Here is a 21,195-nt window from a genome sequence, read left to right on the forward strand (position 1 = left end):
AATGAAAGCACTCGTATATCAGGATCTCAAACAGGTGACTTACCAGGAGATTGAGGAGCCAACCATTCAAAAGCCAAACCAGGTAAAAATTAAAATCTATGGTTCAGGCATCTGCGGTACAGATCTGAATATTGTCAAAGGCAAAGTGCCGGCGAATAAAGGAACGATCATTGGTCATGAAGGCGTAGGCACAGTGGTTGAGGTGGGCGAAGAAGTTCGTGGTTTCAAGATCGGTGATCGGGTATTGGTTGATCCCACACAATCTTGCGGTACCTGCTCATACTGCCGTGAGGGTCTGTTCATCTACTGCGAGAATTTTGATGACTACCAAGTAGGGATGACGACACACGGAACCTTTGCTGAATATTTTGTTGGGGACGAAAAGTATATCTATGCTATCCCGGATTCCATGAGTTGGGAAACGGCCATGATGATCGAACCACTGGGATGTGTACTTCAGACGTTCATGAAAGCAGGGACTAAGCCAAGTGACTCTGTACTGGTCCTCGGTTCTGGAGCAATCGGTTCCCTGTGTCAGCTTGTTAGCAAACGATTGGCAAGGCTTACTGTAGGCACGGAAGTTGATCCATACCGCAAAGAGTTCGCTTCAGGGATCGCGGATCACGTGTTCTATCCTCAGGATCTGACTCTCGATAAAGTATACGAGATCAATAATAACAAAAAGTTTGATATTGTAGTGGACGCGGTTGGTAACCAGCTTCATGTAGGGTTTGAGCTGATTGCCAAAGGCGGCAAGATTATTCCTATGGGATATGACGACAGCTATGAGGTGACGTTCAAATCAACAGCCGTGATTAATGATGGCATTAGTATCATCGGTGCGGTTGCTAATCACTCGATGATCAGTACGGCACTGAAATTTGCCCAAAGCATCCCGGAACTGGAACAGATGGTGACAGCCAAGGAACTGCTGAGTGATTATGAACAGGCCTTTAATGGAACGATTGGTTATGACATGCATACTGGAGAGAAGTTGCCGATGAATTCGGTCAAAACAGCTCTTATCCTATAAGCATATAGACATTAGCGGGTTTGCCGCTGCGAGAAGTTGGAATTCGCAGCGGTGAAAACCGCAGAAGGAAGGGATATCGATTGAAATTGCTTCAAGATTTGCCGAAGAATCCACGCTACTCCATTTTACTCGAACCGGTATGGGCCATTCCGGGCACGATCGTTCTATTCTACGCTCCTTTATATATGAAGGAAGCCGGACTTTCGGACATAGAAATCGGTTTAATCAATTCGGTGAATCTTTATTTTGCCTTTATCTTTCAATTGTTTGCAGGTTCCATTACGAATAAGCTGGGCCGAAAACGAACAACGCTGATCTTTGATCTGCTTGCCTGGAGTGTTCCTATGTTCATCTGGGCCTTCTCTCAGAACTTCTGGCTGTTCCTGATCGCTTATTTACTTAATGCAACATCCAAGTTTGTAACGGTTGCCTTTAACTGTCTGATCATAGAGGATGTCGAGGAACACAAACGATCCAAGGTATTTGCTATTCTCAACATGATTATTACAGGGGCTGGTGTACTCACGCCGATTGCCGGGGTGGTCATTGCTGATTATGGTATTGTACCTACACTCGCCAGCATTTACTTTGTCGGAGGCATCCTCATGACCGCCATGTTCTTCATACGTAACCGATACACGGATGAGACCGAGGTCGGCAAGGAACTTATGGGATTGCATAGTAAAACCCGTGTACTTCAGAGTTTGGGTTCCAGTCTGCGCCTGTTCGGCAAATCGTTCTACAAACGGAGACTTTTTCCGATTATTCTGATTACGGTGTTATCCAATCTGATTCTGCAGCTGAATTTCTTCCAGGTCATTTTCTTCAAGGAACAGTTGAAATTTGATGACCGTGTCATTTCGTTTATCCCAGTAGTGACTGCGGTAACCGTCATGCTGCTCTATCTGGTCATCATTCCGCGACTGAAACGGCGTTCGGAGGAAAAGTATGTTGGTTTTTCCATTGTGCTTAGCACGGCCGGAGCCATTCTGTTTCTATTGATCCCTGTGGGGAATATAGGAATGTTGTTTCTCACGCTAATCGTGCTCGCTGCGGGTAACTTCATTTTGCAGACGTACCGGGATTCCCTGCTGATGAACCGATTGGGTACGCATGAGAAAGCCGATATGTTCTCGGCCGTGCAGACCGTCATGACGCTTACAGCCATTCCATCCGGTTACCTGACGGGCCTGCTCTACCATCACAATCCAACACTATTGTTCAGTGTAATTCTTGGTCTATATGTCGTACTCATGGTTATTATGTTCTTCTTGCCAGATCCGCAAAAGCACTCCCAAGTGCTGGAACCTTACAAAAATATGTAGAAAAAGGGGTTTACTGTATCTGGAGCGAATATGTAGTACAGAAAAAAACTAGAACAACCTCTAGAACATATTTTAACTTGGGAGGCTACTAACAAATGACTAACGTAATGACAACAGAAGCACGGAAGCAATGGAGCTGGATGAACGAGCCCGAAACCTGGTCCTATACGGATCAGGGAGGCGTGCTGGTGGAAGCGAAGGCGGACACCGACTTTTTCCAAGATCCAGCGGGGAAACACATTCGTGCAACTGCTCCTTTCTTGTCCATGCCTGTGCCTGGCGATTTCGAAATTACAACCCAATTAACCGTTGATATGAAAAATCAATATGATTCCGGATGCCTGATGGTGATGGCGGATGATCGTAACTGGTGCAAAATTTGTTTTGAATATGATGGAAAAGTGCCTACCATCGTGTCGGTGGTGACACGTGATGGTTCATCCGATGATTGCAATTCGGTTGAAGTCTCCGTACCTAATCCCTATCTGCGTATACGCAAAGTAGAGGGATGCATATCATTCTTTTATTCACCCGATGGTGAAGAGTGGAAACTAATTCGATATTTCGGCATGCCGGTTCAAGGGGAACTTCGAGCTGGATTAGTTGTACAATCGCCGACTGGAACGGGCTGTACGTGTCACTTTTTATCCGTGAACGTTACTCATCCGGACTTGACCGCACGGTTCTAATCCGCTCCCCCGGCCGATCATTGGAAGGAGAACAGGTTCATGGTAAAAGCATTTATATTTGATTTTGATGGACTCATTGTGGATACAGAGACACCCTGGTACTATGCATTTCGCGATATTTATGAAGAGCACGGAGTAGAACTTGGTCTGGAGCTTTGGTCGAAAAATGTGGGGACATCCTTTGAGGAGTTTCATCCATTTCTGTATCTGGAGCAGGCGCTCCAAAAAAAGATAGATCATGATCATATCAAGCTGCTATCAGAACAGAAGTACGAAGCCTATTTGGGACAGGCCGCCATTCTTCCAGGGGTGCATGAATTGCTTCAGTCTGCGAGGGAGAAGGGGATTCAACTTGCGGTTGCTTCCAGCTCCACACGGGACTGGGTGCATGGTTACTTGCAGAAATTAGGCATTTTCGATTATTTCACAGTCGTTCATACATCCGAGGATGTGAAGCGAGTGAAACCGGACCCTGAACTGTACCTTCTTGCTCTCCAGAGTCTTGGGATCGAGGCTTCCGAAGCAATTGTGTTCGAAGACTCACCTAATGGCTTGAAGGCAGCCAATGCAGCAGGTATTCGTTGCATCATCGTGCCTAACGAGGTAACACGTGGTCTGGAATTCGCCATGCATGAACTGCGGTTATCCTCGCTGGCCGAGATCGATATGGAGGCGCTTTAATCCAGATACTGCTTGCGTAGCTCGATAGGGGAGATCCCTTCGTATTTTTTGAACACTGATCCAAAGTAACTGGCACTGTTGAAACCAACAGCTTCGGCTATTTCATGAGCGGTAGTAGCGTTATTTTCGATGAGCATTTCCTTGGCTTTCAACAGCCGATATCGCATCAGATACTCCAGTGGAGTCATTTGAAATTCTTTTTTGAATATCCGATTGAGGTGCTGCTCGGTAACATCCATCTGCTCAGCCAACATGGGGAGAGAAATATCCTGATGATAATTTTGTTTGATAAAAGTAATGAGTTCATCCAATCTTAATCGGGCATCAGAACGTTCGTAAGCACTATAGCGTTCACCTTCAATGGTTAATCTGACCAAAAGCATGTACAGTAATGCAGATACGTGCCAGATCTGATCCTTGTGCCGGGACTGCAGCGCCAACGTAATTTCACGCAACAGGATATGAAGCATTCCGTCCGGCTTGAAGGCGCGCAGCTCCCCGATCTGCAAGGTATGCAAGAACCGTGGCAACAAATAGCCATTGAAAGACAGACAATCAAATCGTAATGAATCACTCAGATTGTGGTAACGGTAGGTTACCTCCGGGAACAGAATGAGAGCGGTCCCTTTTTTGATCGAAAATTCATGATTCTTTGCTGCGATTCGCCCGGTTCCTCCGATGCACTGTACAATGCTGTAATCCCGTGAATGGTCGCTCCAATTCATCAATTCATCAACGGTCAACTGGTTTTGCCCTGTAATCATGAGCGGCATATCGGTATCCAGCGGATTCCCCATACTAGGTTTCGGCATCGTCGTGTTATTCCTCTTTTCGTTAAAGGATCATGTGCGTAAGTGGCGTGGTTACAGCGTTAAAAGAAACCTAGAAAGAATTATATTACATAAATGGAATAATTTTAATTGAATGACGAACAATATATAAAACGTTTTCATATAAATGCTTCAGCAATTATTTATTGGGTGAATGAGTATGAACTGTGGTCTGATCAGCATCTATTTATGGATCCAAAAGTATGCCTGCCTTGCCAACAGAATGCGAAACGGTATACGCTATAAGGAATGAGTGATTAAAGAAAGGGATGCAAACATGAAGAAAGTCATCGTAGTTGGATCGGGTATTCTGGGGGCATCAACAGCCTATCAATTAGCCAAGCGGAGCGCAGAGGTAATTATCGTAGATCGAAAAGATATAGGACAGGCGACGGATGCAGCTGCCGGTATCATCTGTCCATGGCTGTCACAGCGACGTAATCAGGACTGGTATCAGCTCGCCAAGGCTGGTGCGCGGTTCTATCCGGGCATCATAGCGGAGCTTAAAGCCGAAGGAGAAATGGAAACCGGTTATGCTCAAGTGGGCGCGCTCAGCCTTCATACGGATGAGGATAAAATCAACAAGATGGAAGAACGGGCACACCTTCGAAAAGCAGATGCGCCGGAGATTGGCGACATTACACCTCTTGATGACAAAGAAACCCGTGAACGTTTTCCATTGCTGGATGAACGTTATCAATCGGTACATATCAGTGGTGCTGCACGTATAGATGGAAGAGCGCTGCGCGATGCCTTGATCCGGTCTGCACAGCGAAATGGAGCGGAAGTGATCCATGGAGACGCCACGCTTCAATTCGAAGCGGATCGGGTCATTGGTGTGAGTGTTAATGATCAGAGTTTCCTGGCAGATGAAGTCGTTGTCTGTGCAGGTGCATGGGCCAACGAACTGCTGAAGCCACTAGGCATACACTTTAAAGTGCATTATCAAAAGGCGCAGATTATGCATTTACATGTGACGGATGAGGAGAATACAGGCCGTTGGCCTGTAATTATGCCCCCGTCTGACCAATATCTCCTGGCCTTTGATCAACAGAAGATTGTCATTGGAGCCACTCATGAAAATGATGTGGAGGGTTATGATACAAGAGTCACTGCAGGGGGCATGCAGGAAGTTTTGAACAAAGGTCTGGAACTGGCGCCGGGGCTAGCCAATAGCACATTCCAGGAAGTAAGAGTTGGGTTCCGTCCGTTTACACCTGGCTTTCTGCCAGTAATGGGGGCTGTCCCAGGGTGGCAAGGTCTGATTACCGCGAATGGACTTGGTGCCTCTGGATTGACCATGGGTCCTTTTATCGGGAGTCAACTGGCGAAACTAGCTCTCGGCATGGAGCTGGATATCGATATTGAGCCCTATACTGTTGGCAAAGCAATGGATGATATTAAAAGAGGTGAGTCATGACATATTCACAACGTTTATCCGATGGAGCGAACTTGTCCGACATCATATATCTGGAGCATCAGATCGGTACGACAAAAGAAGAATTGCGAATCGCTTTGGAGAAACAAGAAACATACGAACGCGAATTGTCAGAATTGAAGTCATCAACAATCGGTAATGCATCGATAGACGGTTCGGACGAGCAAGTCTTAATGGAGAAGGCAAGCCAAACGAGGAACTTGATTGAAACCCTGTCTGAACAACTGGAGCAACTACAGGAAACATTGACGAAACTAGGCGATTAATCGGCTCATATCTCGTTTTTTCTGAAACCCTGACACTTAAATATACGCTGTGTATACACAAAAACCCCTTATTTAAGGGGTTTTTGTGATTTAGTTCAAATGGTTTATACCATTAAATGAACGTATGGTATAAAATGGATGTGGGTGCTGAACTGTCAATTCAGGTACCCATGTAACCAATCACGAAACTATGCTGAGAGGTGGATTCCAAATGTATAAAGAAGTGATACGTGTTGAGGACATCACGGGGTTTCAGTCCAGGTCTGAAGAGTTTTTCCCACTGCACTGGTTTCGAAAAATGCTGTCCGAGCATCCTGTCTACTATCACGAAGATACAGATACCTGGAATGTGTTCAGATACAATGATGTGAAGCAGGTCCTCAGCAATCATGAGTATTTTTCAGCCGAAGGAACTCGAACGACCATTGCGGTGGGAGCGAAGAATAACGAAGGCACACCTCCGGACAAATTAAACATTTCAAGTATCGATCCGCCCCGTCATCAAAAAAGTCGTTCGTTGTTATCCGCTGCTTTTACACCACGTAGTCTGAAAAACTGGGAGCCACGAATTCGCAACATTGCAGAGCAGCTGGTAGCAGATATTGAGCCAAATACGACCATTGATATTGTTCAAGCGTTGGCTGCTCCGCTGCCTTCGATGGTTATGGCTGATCTGCTCGGCATCCCTCTCACAGACAGTCATCGCTTCAAGAACTGGGTAGATATTCTGTTTCAACCTACCAATCCGAAGACTGCTGAAGAGAGTGAACTGAAAAAACAAATTGCAGCGCAAGAGTACTATCAATTCCTGTATCCTATTGTAGTTCATAAACGGACTCATCCTGGTGAGGATATCATTACCGATCTGTTGAACGTTGATGTTGAGGGGGAGAAGTTCACGGAGGATGAGGTTGTTCGCACGACCATGCTTCTGCTTGGAGCCGGTATAGAGACAACGAGCCATATGGTATCCAATACATTTTATTCCTTCCTGTACGATGACCCGAGTCTGTATGAAGAACTTAGACAGAATCCGGAGTTGGTACCGCTAGCAGTGGAAGAAATGCTTCGTTATCGGTTCCACAATGCCAAGCGACATCGGACAGTGAAGCAGGATAACCAACTGCTCGGAGTGGATTTAAAAAAAGGAGATGTCGTCATCTCTTGGATGAGTGCAGCCAATATGGATGAACAGATGTTTGAAAACCCGTTTGAGTTAAATATTCATCGTCATAATAATAAAAGACATCTTACCTTTGGCAATGGCCCACACTTTTGTCTGGGTGCCCCGCTGGCAAGAATGGAACTCAGCATTGCCTTGACTGCATTTGTTGAGAAGATTGCTCGAATTGAACCGGTGGAGTCCTTTGATCTGGAGAATAATCTGGCCACTTCAGCTCCGGGACAGTCATTGACCCATCTGCCAGTGAAGATTGTCGGCTAAGGTAATGAGCTTCATCATTGGACAACCTAAAAAGCGGCAGATCAGACGTGAACGTCTTGATCTGCCGCTTTGTTGTGCAAGTATGAGGCTGGATAACTTAATTTGAATTCATGGAAACTTTTTGTCTTACAACCTGTTTGATTTCTTCCTCTTTGGCTTGTTTGGTACGTTTAATAAAGAAGGAAAGAATCAATCCCACGACAGCGATACCGATGATAACGACATAAGCATCATTTATACCCTGGATCATGGATTCTGTAGCAAGCTGTTTTTGACTGAGACCATTGGCTGCACCAGTTGCCATCATATCCTGTACGTGTGCCGTAGTACGGGAGGTCATGACACTTACGAGCAATGAAGTACCTACAGCGCCAGCCACTTGTCTGACGGTGTTGGAGATAGCTGTACCGTGTGCACCAAGTCTTGGTGGCAGTTGGTTAAGCCCCGCAGTCTGAATCGGCATCATGAGCAAAGCCATACCAATCCGGCGGCCGGTAGACATTAATACTAGGTAACCATAACTGGTTGAATCTGTTAAGTCGATGAAACCAATTGTCGTTACGATGGTGATCACCATCCCGATAACAGCCAGCCATTTCGCACCAAATCGGTCAAACAATTTTCCGGCTACTGGCATCAGGAAGCCCATGACAAGCGCACCCGGCAGAAGTAATAATCCGGACTCCAGTGCAGTGTAACCACGTGCGTTCTGGAGATACAAGGGAAGCAACATCATGTCAGCATACATGATCATTGTAATCGCGATACTGATGACCGTTGTCAGGGAGAACATGTTGTATTTGAAAGCCCGCAGATCAAGCAGCGGAGTTTCGGAAACGAGCTGACGCCATGTAAACAGGGCAAGAGAAACAATTCCAGCCGCAATACAGATAAGAACTTCTGCACTTGACCATCCCAGACTTCCTGCTCTGCTGAAACCATAGAGCAATGCGCCAAATCCGATCGTGGAGAGCACCACACTGATTGTGTCGAACTTTGTGTTGACCCGTTCGGATACATTCTTCAGGTATACAAACGCAAAAGCAATAACAATAAGAGTTAATGGAATCATGCCGTAGAACATCGTTTGCCAAGAGTAGTTCTCTAGGATATAACCGGCAAGGGTAGGCCCGATTGCAGGGGCAAAAATGATGGCAAAACCAACCATACCCATCGCAGATCCTCGTTTTTCAGGGGCAAACAAGGTCAAAATAACGTGCATCAAGAGCGGCATGATAATGCCGGCACCCGCTGCCTGAATCATACGTCCTGTCAGCAATGTACCAAAGTTGGTTGCAAGAGCGGATACGATGGTACCAATCAGGAAAATAAACATGGAAGCTTGGAATAGTTGCTTGGTTGAAAAGCGTTGCATGAAGTAGGCCGTAATGGGGATAAGCACCCCGTTCACCAGCATGTAACCTGTCGTTAACCATTGTGCTGTTGCGGCGGAGATGTTAAAATCACCCATCAGTTCGGGTGTAGCGACACTCATGATCGTTTGATTCAACGTTGCAAGGAAGGCTCCCAAAATCATGATAAACAGGATGGGACCTTTCTTTACGGATAATTCATCTTGTATTCTAGCCTGACTCAATCCTTTTCATCCTTTCAATCCACGCGTGACTAAATTTACAACGTGTTGTATAGTTTACATTGTATTTATTGAATTATATACATATTCGGACAGATTACAATTTACGTTATGACGTGTTTTCGTCGTTTATTTTACAAATAAAATGAATTTGTTGTGTAAATCAAAAATAAACGACTGATTGTTTTAAATTGTAATGTTTAAAATTTGATGGGAGGGATACACGTGAAAAATGAGAAGAAATCAGCCGTGGACCCAAGAATATTGCGAACGCGTCAGTTAATTCGAGGTGCATTTGTTGAATTGCTGCAGGAAATGGATATTGAGAAGTTGTCAGTGAACAAAATTGCCGAACGAGCGACGATCAATCGGGTAACCTTCTACCTGCACTATCGTGATATTACGGATATGATGGAGAAGATGGCCGATGAGATGATCGAGCAGATTGAACGGATCGTGGTTGAATATGCTCCTCACTTTGAGAAGCAAAGGACGGAAGAGGCTTGGCCTGTTCTGGTCAAGTTACTGGAGCATTTTGCAGAGAACGCCTCGTTCTATCAGGTGGTACTTGCCACAAAGCGCACACCCATTTTCACAGAACGACTCCTGAAACTGTTAAGTACCTTGGTCAAAGCCAAGATAGATCGAGCCGAAATGGAAGATGTTCTGGAGGATTCCGGCATTCACAAGGAAATTGCCATCTGGTATGGTTCGTCTGCTCTAATCGGTACCATTGTGGCTTGGTTGCGTAATGATATGCCATATTCCCCTCATTTCCTGGCTAAACAATTCTCGTTGATTCGCTCGTACTCTTATAATGACCTGATATAATCATGCTACAATTGCACCTAACGTTAATAGAGGAGGGATAATGTAATGAAATATAGTGCAGAACGTATCTATGTACGATTTTGGAAGGTGGAAGATGCCTCATTGCTTCTGGATCTACAGGTTCGAAATCGTGATGCAATTGAGAGAACCTCTGCAAGTAATCGGGATGACTCTTACTACAGCTTGGAAAAGCAAAGGGCACTCATTGAGAGCTGGAACAAGAAGAGAGAAGAAGGAAATCGTTATTCTTTTGGTATTTTTCTACATACAACGGATGAACTCGTCGGTGAAATTTCTTTGTTCGAGATCATACTGGATTCTACTTCTAAATGGATCGTTGGTTATGTGACGGATACTCTGCATCAAGGAAAAGGGTATATGAGCGAAGCCCTGCAATGTGTAATGGAATTTGCCAAACACGAAACTGAAATTACTCGAATCGAAGCTGGAGCTGTGCCCGATAATACAGGTTCCATCCGTGTCCTTCAAAAAGCAGGATTCAAGGAGAATGGGTCACAGCCTGTGCCAATCCAGGGAACGCTGAAAGAACATACGATGTTTGCTGTGGATATACTATAAGCAAGATGTTTTACTATTTACTATACAAGTTGGACTATATATTTAAACGTAACGGAGAGGACAGAAAAAACATATGGCTACTATACTCGTTGCAGACGACGATGCAAACATTCGTGAACTCGTCTGTCTATTTCTCAAAAACGATGGATTCACCACAGTGGAAGCTGCGGATGGTAAGGAAGCTCTCACTATATATGGCGAAACTCCAGTGGATCTGGTCGTCCTTGATATTATGATGCCTGTCATGGATGGTTGGGCACTGTGCAAAGAACTTCGAAGAGCCAATCCCGACCTCCCGTTACTCATGCTGACGGCGAGAGGAGAGACTTGGGAGAAGGTGAAAGGATTCGAACTGGGTACGGATGATTATTTGACCAAACCGTTTGATCCATTAGAGCTGACCGCTCGTGTCCGAGCATTACTGAAACGATACAAAATCGGCTCCACACACACAATCCAGTTTGGCAACGTCATTCTGGACCGTCAGACGTATAAGGTGATGAGAGGCACGGAGTCGCTTACGTTACCACTTAAGGAGTTCGAATTGCTGTATAAGCTTGCTGGAACACCAGGACAAGTCTATACACGTGAGCAATTAATCGATCAGATATGGGGTATTGATTACGCGGGAGATGATCGAACAATAGACGTACATATTAAGCGCCTGCGCGAACGATTCGCGACGACACCTGATTTTCGGATTGAAACGGTGCGTGGGCTAGGGTACAGACTTGAGGTCTATGAATGATCAGATCATTATACATTCGTGTGGTGCTCACCTTTCTGATCTCTGTCATCGCTGGTACAGTTATTTCTTTTTTTATGTCAACCTGGATATTCGAAGATAAATTGAACGAAAATGCCCGAATTAACATACGCAACTTTGGCCAGGACGTTGTGCAGATTTATAAGACGCTGCCTGCTGATGAAGCAGAATCATTTGTTAGTCGAATGAAACAACTTGATTCGTATCATATTCGAATTTATGATGCAACGGGCAATTTCCAGTCTTATGGGAAGCTTAACGAACATAAATCATCCCCCGTATCGACGGATCAACTCAAGAAGGTGTTAAACGGAGGGGTTGTACAGGACACACCTAAAGGTATTGCTACCGTTCTTTTGGGGCTACCGATCAAGACGGAAACGGGTACAAGAGCGATGTTTCTAGAAACACTCTCACCGCCCTCAGCCTCTTTTGTGGTCCAGTTTGGCTTGATTTTTGCAAGCTGTTCCTTGATTGTAGGAAGTTTGTTGATTGTGGTTGCTTCTGTATATCTGGTTAGACCGATCAAAAAATTGACCAAAGCGACCAAACGGATTGCAGCTGGAGATTTCAACGTCAAGCTGAACATTAAACAAACGACGGAGATTGGTACGTTGGCCCGCAGCTTTGAAGAAATGATGCATGATCTTCAGCAGTTGGAGCAGATGCGCAGGGAATTCGTTACCAATGTTTCGCACGAGGTTCAATCTCCGCTCACCTCGATATCGGGTTACGCTTCGGCACTGAAGCAAGTAAATCTCTCAGAGCAAGAACGAAACCGTTACTTGGATATTATCATCTCTGAAGCAAAACGAATGTCCAAAATGAGCGATAGCCTGCTCAAGCTGAGTTTACTTGAATCGCAGTCACAGCAACTACGGCTCACCACCTTAAGCCTTGATGAACAGATCAGGCGGGTCATTGTGGCGCTTCAGCCGCAATGGTCTGGGCGCAACATTCATTTCGAGCTTGATTTGGAGAATGTGAAGGTAACGGCTGATCACGATCAGTTAAATCAGGTATGGACAAACATCATCGGAAATAGCATCAAGTTTTCCGAGGATGGCGGTATGATTAAAGTCAGTATCGAAGAGGACTTCAAAAATGTGACTGTTCGAATATCCGACACGGGCATTGGAATTCCCTTGGAAGATCAGAAGCGTATATTCGACCGTTTTTTCAAGGCAGATCGTTCCCACAGCCGCAAATATGACGGGAGTGGTATGGGACTTGCTATCGTTAAACAAATCGTGTCCCTTCATCAGGGTGACATCCGAGTGGAAAGCGAACCTGGTCAAGGCACGACCTTTATTGTCACGTTGCCCATCCATCCACCAACGGATAGTTAGGCTCACAGGATAGGGTCAATGAATAGAATATCCATCGGATTATCTAAACCGAATGTCCATGTCCTATGTAACATGCAAGCTTCCTTGTATGTTACATAGGACATTTTTTTTGCTTGTTCATACTCCGTTCATATTCCGGTCATGGGGAGTACATCTTTCTTGATTAGGATTTCTTAAGCAGCCTGCCGGGCTAATATACAGATGAGGATAGGAGCAGATGAATGTGAATCAACAAACAGACATAGAAGTTCAGAGTAAAAGCAAAACCAAAAAAGTGTTAAGCATTTTGTTTAAAGTACTATGCGCAATCATTTTAGCAATTTTACTTTTTGTAGCTACCGTATATACCGTCAACAAAATCAGCAGTTATTCGGAGCAAAAAAGAATGGAGCCTTATGGTCAACATGTATCCGTGGATGGGAAAAATATGAATGTGTTCATTCAAGGCGAAGGCGAGGAAACGATTGTGCTTCTGCCTGGTTTTGGAACAGCGTCACCTGCACTTGATTTTAAGCCCCTTATCTCGGAGCTAGCCCCATATTATAAAGTCGTCGTGGTTGAACCTTTTGGTTATGGATTAAGTGATCAGACCGAAAGGGAACGCAGTACGGCAAATATCGTCAGTGAAATCCACGAAGCGTTACAGAGTCTACATATTGATCGTTATATCTTGATGGGGCATTCCATATCGGGGATCTATAGTCTGGATTATGTGAACAAATATGCAGATGAAATAAGTGCATATGTTGGGTTGGATACCAGTGTTCCAGCGATTAGTGAACAGAAGGTTGAAGCATCAGAAATCGTACCGATTCAATGGTACCGTAACTTGGGTTTCCCGCGTTTGCAATTGAAAATGAGTGATGATCCATATGCTGGGCTACCGTATGATGAACAAACCAAAGAACAATTGAACATTTTGATACAAAAGAACATGTTTAATTCAACTCAATTAAACGAGATTGTAAGCATGTATTCCAATTTTAAAGCAGCTGAACAGTTAACGTTCCCAGTCGATCTCCCGATTCTTTTCTTTCTTCAAAAGAATCATCCTGCAGTGGACAATTGGGTTCCCGAACATGAGAAGTTAATAGAGAACTCTGCGCGTGGTGAAGTGGTGCTACTGGAAGCAAATCATTATCTATACCGTTCCCATGCCAAAGAAATCGCTGAAAAATTCAGGGGGTTTATGACGCAACGGTAAATATTAATTAGCTTGTTCATATTCAGTTCATATTGACGTCACGGGGAGTACATCTTCCTTGGATAAGATTTCATTAACGGCAATGAAGCAAGTCCAATAAGCGGTTCAAGACAGGAGAAGATCAGCGTGACACAACCAGAAGGAAAGAAAGCCAAGAATAGTACCAGGGCCAAGAAGGTACGAAATATTATACTTAAAATACTAGGAGCAATCTTAATTGCCATTGTTCTATTTCTGGGTATTGTTTATATCACAAATGTAATCAGCAGTAATTCTGAGGCGAAAAAGATCGAGTCTTACGGTCAGCATGTATCTGTAGACGGGAAAAATATGAATGTGCTCATTCAGGGTGAAGGCAAGGAAACGATTGTGCTTCTGCCCGGTTATGGAACAGCAACACCAGTGCTTGATTTCAAATTGCTTATTGATGAATTATCTCCATATTACAAAGTGGTTGCTGTTGAGCCATTCGGTTATGGATTAAGTGATGAAACTGAAAAAGAAAGAACCACAGAGAATATCGTAAGTGAAATTCATGAAGCTCTGCAACAACTGGATATTCAGCATTACATGCTCATGGGTCACTCCATTGCGGGCATTTACGGCATTGATTATGTAAACAAATATCCGGATGAGGTAACTGCTTTTGTCGGTATTGATAGCAGTGTATCCACCCAACCAAGTATTACAGATGCAAAGTTCCCATTAAAAACATTCGCTTTCCTCAGAAATACAGGTCTCTTAAGATTAATGATGAAAGTGGGTGCAGACCCCTATGAGGGACTTGCTTTCGATGAACAGACAGTTGAGCAAATGAGAATGATCTCGAATAAAAACATGTATAATCCCACGTCATTAAACGAGATGGAACATATTTATTCCAATTTTAAAGGTGCACAAGGTTTAACCTTCCCTAAAGACCTTCCACTTCTTCTCTTTGTACAAGCCAATAATAAAGGTGTAGAAGGATGGATACCGCTGCATGAAGGGCAGATCAAAGATTCGGTACATGGGAAAGTGATTACAATGGATGGTTCACATTATTTACATCACACTCAATTCAAAAAAATTGCTGAAGACTTTAGAGCTTTTATGAACGAAGCGAAGTAATTATGGTGTAGACGTACACTCTTTAACTAACAAGGTGCATGAACGAATGTGAGAAACCGTCCTGCGGGGCGGCTTTTCCATAATATATCTAATTCGGACGATGTCCGTGATGAAAGAGAGAGGAATTCAAATGAGATTATTTGAGATACTGTTAGTTCTATCCTGTTTCGCTTTACTCGCAGACCTACTATTTATGAAAAGAAGTGCAAAGAAAGTAGGCTTGGGTTTGGGTATAGGAAGTAGCGTTATATTATTAGTTCAATTGTTTGTTGAGGGATACAGATGGCAGTTGCTTTTGGTATATATCATGACGGCTCTATTCATAATCATCGTTTTATTCAGACATTCCGAAAAGATGATGAATCTTAAAATAGGGAAGTTCTTGAAATATAGTTTATCTTCCTTAATCGTTATTCTGCTGGTTGGTTCTACTGCCTTGTCTGCATACTTACCTGTCTTTAATTTGCCGAAGCCGGATGGTCCAGAGAAAGTGGGTACTCAAACCTTTCATTTTACAGATCAGAACAGAGATGAAGTCTTCACTGAAGATCAAAGTGATAAGAGGGAACTCATGGTTCAAGTTTGGTACCCTACTGAAAATAGGAATAATATCAAGCGTGACACGCTATTTCCAAAAGATAAAGAGAGGTTCAAAAAGTATATTCAGAGCTTCTCTGCTTCTTTAAAACTGCCCGAATTTGTGCTCGACTACTGGAAGTATAGTCAAACCAACTCTTATGAAAATGTAGAAATATTACCTTCTACAAGTCCTTATCCCTTGGTACTGCTATCTCATGGCATGGGAACCAGTAGAGTTCTACAAGCATCACAGGCGGAGAATCTGGCCAGTCATGGGTTTATCGTGGTCACCATCGATCATACGTATAGCACCTTTGCTACCCTTTTTCCAGATGGCCGTGTAACGGACTATAAAAAAAGTACGACTACACTAGATGAACGTACAAAAACAGGGGATATATGGACGAAAGACGTGGAATTTGTAATCGATCAAATCGAAAAGCTGAATTCAGGTGCAATCGAAAGTCAATTTAAAGGGAAGATCGATCTAGATCACATCGGCGCGATGGGGCATTCTTTTGGGGGTGCAACTGCGTTTAATGCAACGTATTTAGATCAGAGAATCAAGGCCGGGGTTAATATGGATGGGTCACTATATGAAGTGGAAAATAGAGATGATATAAACAAGCCGTTTATGTTCATCCGATCGGGAAATTTTGAAGACTGGTTAGCCAATTTTGAAGCGGATAGAAATTCCGATGATGAAGTAACTAAATTTCTTTCAGATGAGCTGCACATTATGAAAAATGTTATTAATCATGGGGGAAATGTGATTTATATAGAAGGAACCCAGCACTTCAATTTCACGGACCTTCAGTTCTATTCGGAACTGGTTAAACTGTCCGGGATCACAGGAGACATCAAGGGTAAAAGAGGATCAAACATCGTAAATCAGTATGTACTCGATTTCTTTAACAAGCAGCTGAAAGGAACGGGTGGAGATCTGATTCAGGAACCGAGCGACATGTATCCAGAAGTGAAATTTATAGATCCTAAGGAACTTTAAACGACCAAAACACTTAAAATTCAGGAGATGATGTGAATGGGACGACAAAAGAGAAAACGCACTTCAATCGCCGTGTTCACTATGGCATTAATGATGTTAGCTCCAATGTCTGCAATGGCCGCGCCTGCTACAAGTAGCAGTGATTTTACGTATGAACCAACCAAGAAAACGGTGATGGAGAAAGCCGAGTTACTCACCGAGAAACATGGAATTACAAGCCTGCAATATGCCCTTATCGATGGTGGCGAGATTGTGGTGTCCGGTCAGACGGGTAAAAACGATAAAAACAACAAGGTACCTCTTACGTCGGATACGATCTATGGCATTGGTTCAACCAGTAAAATGGTACTTACCACTGCTGTAATGAAGCTAGTTGACGAAGGCAAGATTGATTTGGATAAGCCTGTTGTGAACTATATCCCTGACTTTAAAATGAAAGATAACCGATACAAACAAATTACAACACGCATGTTGTTGAATCATTCCTCCGGTCTGCTGGGCAGCTCCGGCAGCAATGCTACATTGTACGGGGATAATGACACGTATTCACATGACACTTTTCTGGATCAATTGGCGCTACAGAATCTAAAAGCAGATCCAGGAGAATACTCCGTATATTGTAATGATGGTTTTACATTAGCGGAGATTCTGGTCGAAAGAGTTAGTGGCATGGGCTTTACTGCATTTATACACAAATATATTACAGAGCCCCTGGACATGAAACATACCAAAACACCGCAGGACGTGGTTGATCCGGCAGCAATGGCGGGAATCTATTCTCCTTTGGTTGAAGGGCAGCTTCCTCAAGAGAATTATAATATCATCGCTACGGGAGGCATTTATTCCACCGCTGAAGATCTTGTGAAATTCTCACAAATTTTCACGGGAGAGGTCGAAGGCATTCTTTCCAGTAAGTCGGTAGAGGCCATGGCGCAAGAAGAATACAAAAGAGGCATGTGGCCGGAGGATAGCGATACGTCTATATCTTACGGGTTAGGGTGGGATAGTGTGAACTTGTACCCATTCAGTGAATATGGCATCAAGGCTGTTACCAAAGGTGGGGATACCATATCGTATCACTCCTCATTAATCGTACTTCCGGAATACAATCTGGCTGCAGCCGTTACCTCCTCAGGTGGGACAAGTGCCAAAGATCAGTTCATTGCTAGTGAATTATTACTCAGCGCACTTGAAGAAAAGGGTATTATTACAGAACGAAAGCCGGAAAAATCGTTTGGCGTGCCAGTGAAGTCAGATATACCTAAAGAAATCTCCACGTATGCAGGTATATATGGCGGCAATAATTCGGTTAAAAAGATTGAAATGAATCATGCTGGACAAATGACTGTGTCCACACTCACAGCTCCGAGTAATCCGGCTCAAGAATACACATATACAACAGATGGTACTTTTGTTAACGATGAAGGTACAGAAAAGTTGAAATTTGTTACGGAGAAGAATGGACGTACTTATCTGTTGTCTCGATCTTATATATCCTTGCCAGGACTTGGGCAGTTGGCTTTCTCCGAATATACAGCGGAGAAGCTGGAAGCCAATGAATTATCCCAGGATGTTATCGCCTCGTGGGAACAGCGTGAAGGTAAAAGATATTACGTGGTGAATCAGAAGTATACATCAACAGTTTATCTCCATTCGTCATCAATTCTTCCTATTTATACGAGTAAGGAGACTCCGGGGTATGTGTCCAATAACAAGATTATTGGAGCAAACGAAGCAGTCACTGAGCTTCAGATCCCTGGTATGGCTGGACGTGATACCAAGGAGATTTATTTCGCCGAAAAGAACGGAGTGGAGTACATCACAGCTGTAGGTAGCATATACGCCAGTGAGGAACTTGTACAACCACTCTATTCGGGCAAACAATCTGTAACAACGATTCAAGCAGACGGTTACGCCAAATGGTTTTCTATACCATCAACGGTGAATGGAAAAGTCATGAACGTTAAACTGCCTTCAAATGGTGCCTTTGCCGTATATGATCAAAAGGGCATTTGTATTAATCACACCGTGGTCAGCGGTAAGAATGAGGTTGTTTTACCAGAGAACGGCCGCATTGTATTTGCAGGTGATGTTGGTTCCACATTTGAAATTTCATTGAAATAGATGAATTCTGGTAAGGTAGCATGTTTACCGAAACTAAGAAGGCAGCCGATCAAAGTAATCGGCTGCTTTTGTTCAATTTAACTATAATTAGTTTGTCACTTCAGTTAGAAAGATGCAGCTTGCAACGCCGACTCAGGATATATGTGGGAGCAGCGGGACTTGTTTATGGAATTATGCAAAGAAGAAGATATATTTATATTCTTTTTTAGGAGAGTGGAAACGATGCCTACGATATTAGTTGCTGACGACGATGCGAACATTCGCAAACTCGTCTGTTTATTTTTGCGCAACGACGGATTTACAACCATCAACGCCGTAGACGGAAAGGAGGCCCTGGCTATCTATACCTCCACGCCAGTCGATTTGGTTATTCTTGATATTATGATGCCGGTCATGGACGGATGGGCATTATGTGAGGAACTTCGAAGAGCCAATCCGGATCTTCCGTTACTAATGTTGACGGCAAGAAACGAGACCTGGGAGAAAGTACAAGCATTTCAGCTCGGGACAGATGACTATATGACGAAGCCTTTCGATCCGCTTGAGTTGATGGCTCGTGTCAAGGCACTGTTGAAACGATATCGTATAGGTTTAACGCAAACCATCCAATTAGGAAACGTTATTCTGAACCGGCAGACTTATAAGGTCCTGAGGGGTGCAGAGTCGTTCACCTTGCCGCTTAAAGAGTTCGAATTATTGTATAAACTTGCTGGGTTGCCGGGACAAGTCTATACGCGGGAGCAATTAATTGATCAAGTTTGGGGAATTAATTATACTGGCGATGATCGAACGATAGACGTGCATATTAAACGTCTACGCGAACGTTTTGCCGATATCTCCGATTTTCGTATCGAAACGGTGCGGGGACTTGGTTATCGGCTAGAGGTGCAGGAGTGAGAGGTTCCCTCTATACACGTGTAGTCCTGACCTTTCTGGTCTCCGTGATCGGGGGCACAATCCTTTCTTTTCTTGCTACAACCTGGATATTTCAAGATAAATTAAACGAAAACTTACAAGGCTCCTTGCTTGACTTTGGCCAGGATATCGTCCGCATCTACGAGACATTGCCTCTACGCGAAGCAGAAATGTTTATAAGTGAAATGAAACAACTTAACTCTTACCACATTCGAATCTATAAAGCTACGGGTCAGTTTCAATCCTACGGAGAACTTAAAGAACAACAACCTTTCCCGGTGACGACGGAACAAGTAAAGAAAGTGCTGGATGGGGAAAGGCTCCAAGTTAATGGAATCGATACGATCTTCTTGGGATTGCCGATAAAAACTGAAATGGGAAGCATAGCCATGTTTGTAGAGCCCCTCACTTCCTCTTCCACCTCATTTCTTATCAAGTTTGTTGTAACCTTTTTGATTTGTTCCTTGTTAGCAGGAAGCCTATTGATACTAATTGCGGCTATTTTTCTGGTAAGACCGATCAAAAAATTGACAGAAGCGACCCGGCTTATAGCTGCTGGAGATTTCAACGTCAAGCTTAATATTAAACAAAAGGGTGAGATAGGTACTTTGGCTCGCAGCTTTGAAGAGATGATGCACGATTTACAGCAGCTTGAGCAGATGCGCAGGGAATTCGTAGCAAACGTGTCCCATGAAGTTCAGTCTCCGCTTACTTCCATTTCCGGTTTTGCTATAGCGCTCAAGCAGGTAGACCTCCCGGATGACGAAAGAAGCGAATATCTCGACATTATAATCACTGAAACTGCACGAATGTCCAAAATAAGTGATAGTCTGCTAAAGCTGAGTTTGCTTGAATCTCAATCATTGCAAATGCGGCTCGCCACGCTCAGTCTGGATGAACAGATCAGACGAGTAATTGTTGCTATTCAACCCCAATGGTCGGCCCGTAACATTCAGATCAATCTTGATTTGCAGCCCACCAAAATCACGGCCGATTATGACCAGTTAAATCAGGTGTGGATCAATATCTTCGGCAATGCCATCAAATTTTCCGAAGATGGTGCCCGAATTAACGTCACGATCAAACAGAATATCAAGAACGTGGCGATCCGCATATCGGATTCGGGTATTGGTATTCTCCCGGAAGACCAAAAGCGTATATTTGACCGATTCTTTAAAGCTGATCGTTCCCACAGTCAGAAATATGAAGGAAGCGGTATGGGACTAGCTATTGTAAAGCAGATCGTCTCGCTTCATCAAGGGGACATCCGGGTGGAGAGCGAATATGGACGAGGAACGACCTTCATCGTCATCTTGCCAATCACAACACCCACAGAGTGATTGGATTTCATGCCTTCACTAGGCTATGACACCCTGTATAAACCTCCTTGCGTATGATGATGCAAACTTTTTTTGCCTGTTCATCCTCCGTT

19 protein-coding genes are annotated in these 21,195 nt (G+C 43.9%); 17 read left to right on the plus strand and 2 right to left on the minus strand.

Annotated elements, in window-relative coordinates; genetic code table 11:
* The first annotated feature begins 1 nt into the window (after position 1).
* From MHB85_RS14035 to MHB85_RS14050, 4 genes are all read left to right on the plus strand, one after another.
* The gene (locus tag MHB85_RS14035) at positions 2-1,033 is read left to right on the plus strand and encodes a zinc-dependent alcohol dehydrogenase (protein ID WP_091016533.1); all 1,032 of its coding nucleotides are present in this window, start codon (positions 2-4) and stop codon (positions 1,031-1,033) included.
* A gap of 98 nt (positions 1,034-1,131) precedes the next feature.
* Positions 1,132-2,358, plus strand: coding sequence for an MFS transporter (locus MHB85_RS14040; protein WP_157116118.1), 1,227 nt, complete (start codon positions 1,132-1,134; stop codon positions 2,356-2,358).
* Positions 2,359-2,453: 95 nt separating this feature from the next.
* A complete protein-coding gene (locus tag MHB85_RS14045; protein ID WP_341073085.1) occupies positions 2,454-3,047 on the plus strand; it encodes a DUF1349 domain-containing protein in 594 nt (197 codons plus the stop codon).
* A gap of 39 nt (positions 3,048-3,086) precedes the next feature.
* Positions 3,087-3,728 (plus strand): HAD family hydrolase, encoded by a 642-nt coding sequence (locus MHB85_RS14050; RefSeq protein WP_105598610.1) that lies wholly within the window; start codon positions 3,087-3,089, stop codon positions 3,726-3,728.
* On the opposite strand, the gene MHB85_RS14055 is transcribed toward MHB85_RS14050, so the two are convergent.
* A complete protein-coding gene (locus MHB85_RS14055; protein WP_091016528.1) occupies positions 3,725-4,540 on the minus strand; it encodes an AraC family transcriptional regulator in 816 nt (271 codons plus the stop codon). The genes MHB85_RS14050 and MHB85_RS14055 overlap by 4 nt on opposite strands.
* Positions 4,541-4,835: 295 nt before the next feature.
* Between MHB85_RS14055 and MHB85_RS14060 the strand changes: the two genes are divergently transcribed.
* The 3 genes from MHB85_RS14060 to MHB85_RS14070 all read left to right on the plus strand — a co-directional run bounded on the left by MHB85_RS14060 (position 4,836) and on the right by MHB85_RS14070 (position 7,706).
* On the plus strand, positions 4,836-5,978 hold the full coding sequence (locus tag MHB85_RS14060) for an NAD(P)/FAD-dependent oxidoreductase (RefSeq protein WP_341073086.1): 1,143 nt from the start codon (positions 4,836-4,838) through the stop codon (positions 5,976-5,978).
* Entirely contained in the window at positions 5,975-6,262 is a 288-nt protein-coding gene (locus MHB85_RS14065; protein ID WP_341073087.1) for a hypothetical protein, read from the plus strand. Before MHB85_RS14060 ends, MHB85_RS14065 begins: the two co-directional genes overlap by 4 nt.
* A 211-nt stretch (positions 6,263-6,473) precedes the next feature.
* On the plus strand, positions 6,474-7,706 hold the full coding sequence (locus MHB85_RS14070; RefSeq protein ID WP_210108066.1) for a cytochrome P450: 1,233 nt from the start codon (positions 6,474-6,476) through the stop codon (positions 7,704-7,706).
* A 97-nt stretch (positions 7,707-7,803) separates the two neighbouring features.
* Here the strand turns inward: MHB85_RS14070 and MHB85_RS14075 are convergent, their stop codons facing one another.
* Positions 7,804-9,243 (minus strand): DHA2 family efflux MFS transporter permease subunit, encoded by a 1,440-nt coding sequence (locus MHB85_RS14075; protein WP_341074227.1) that lies wholly within the window; start codon positions 9,241-9,243, stop codon positions 7,804-7,806.
* Positions 9,244-9,525: 282 nt separating this feature from the next.
* On the opposite strand from MHB85_RS14075, the gene MHB85_RS14080 reads away from it, so the two are divergent.
* From MHB85_RS14080 to MHB85_RS14125, 10 genes are all read left to right on the plus strand, one after another.
* On the plus strand, positions 9,526-10,131 hold the full coding sequence (locus MHB85_RS14080) for a TetR/AcrR family transcriptional regulator (protein ID WP_341073089.1): 606 nt from the start codon (positions 9,526-9,528) through the stop codon (positions 10,129-10,131).
* Between the two features lie 45 nt (positions 10,132-10,176).
* Positions 10,177-10,710, plus strand: a complete 534-nt coding sequence (locus MHB85_RS14085; protein ID WP_341073090.1) for a GNAT family N-acetyltransferase — start codon at positions 10,177-10,179, stop codon at positions 10,708-10,710.
* Positions 10,711-10,783: 73 nt separating this feature from the next.
* On the plus strand, positions 10,784-11,458 hold the full coding sequence (locus MHB85_RS14090; protein WP_017688634.1) for a response regulator transcription factor: 675 nt from the start codon (positions 10,784-10,786) through the stop codon (positions 11,456-11,458).
* Positions 11,455-12,825 carry a sensor histidine kinase gene (locus MHB85_RS14095; protein ID WP_341073091.1) on the plus strand — a complete coding sequence of 457 codons (1,371 nt, stop codon included), beginning with the start codon at positions 11,455-11,457 and terminating at the stop codon, positions 12,823-12,825. Before MHB85_RS14090 ends, MHB85_RS14095 begins: the two co-directional genes overlap by 4 nt.
* A 217-nt stretch (positions 12,826-13,042) precedes the next feature.
* Positions 13,043-14,029: an alpha/beta fold hydrolase gene (locus tag MHB85_RS14100; RefSeq protein ID WP_445739034.1), complete on the plus strand. Its 987-nt coding sequence runs from the start codon at positions 13,043-13,045 to the stop codon at positions 14,027-14,029.
* A gap of 126 nt (positions 14,030-14,155) precedes the next feature.
* Complete coding sequence (locus MHB85_RS14105; protein WP_341073095.1) at positions 14,156-15,139, plus strand: alpha/beta hydrolase; 984 nt, start codon at positions 14,156-14,158, stop codon at positions 15,137-15,139.
* Between the two features lie 130 nt (positions 15,140-15,269).
* On the plus strand, positions 15,270-16,724 hold the full coding sequence (locus tag MHB85_RS14110) for an alpha/beta hydrolase family protein (RefSeq protein WP_341073097.1): 1,455 nt from the start codon (positions 15,270-15,272) through the stop codon (positions 16,722-16,724).
* A 36-nt stretch (positions 16,725-16,760) separates the two neighbouring features.
* The gene (locus tag MHB85_RS14115) at positions 16,761-18,848 is read left to right on the plus strand and encodes a serine hydrolase domain-containing protein (RefSeq protein WP_341073099.1); all 2,088 of its coding nucleotides are present in this window, start codon (positions 16,761-16,763) and stop codon (positions 18,846-18,848) included.
* Between the two features lie 222 nt (positions 18,849-19,070).
* Positions 19,071-19,745 (plus strand): response regulator transcription factor, encoded by a 675-nt coding sequence (locus tag MHB85_RS14120; RefSeq protein ID WP_091016510.1) that lies wholly within the window; start codon positions 19,071-19,073, stop codon positions 19,743-19,745.
* A complete protein-coding gene (locus MHB85_RS14125) occupies positions 19,742-21,103 on the plus strand; it encodes a sensor histidine kinase (protein WP_341073100.1) in 1,362 nt (453 codons plus the stop codon). Before MHB85_RS14120 ends, MHB85_RS14125 begins: the two co-directional genes overlap by 4 nt.
* The last annotated feature ends 92 nt before the right edge of the window (positions 21,104-21,195 follow it).

It is taken from the genome of Paenibacillus sp. FSL K6-4396, from assembly GCF_038002525.1.
GTDB lineage: Bacteria > Bacillota > Bacilli > Paenibacillales > Paenibacillaceae > Paenibacillus > Paenibacillus amylolyticus_B.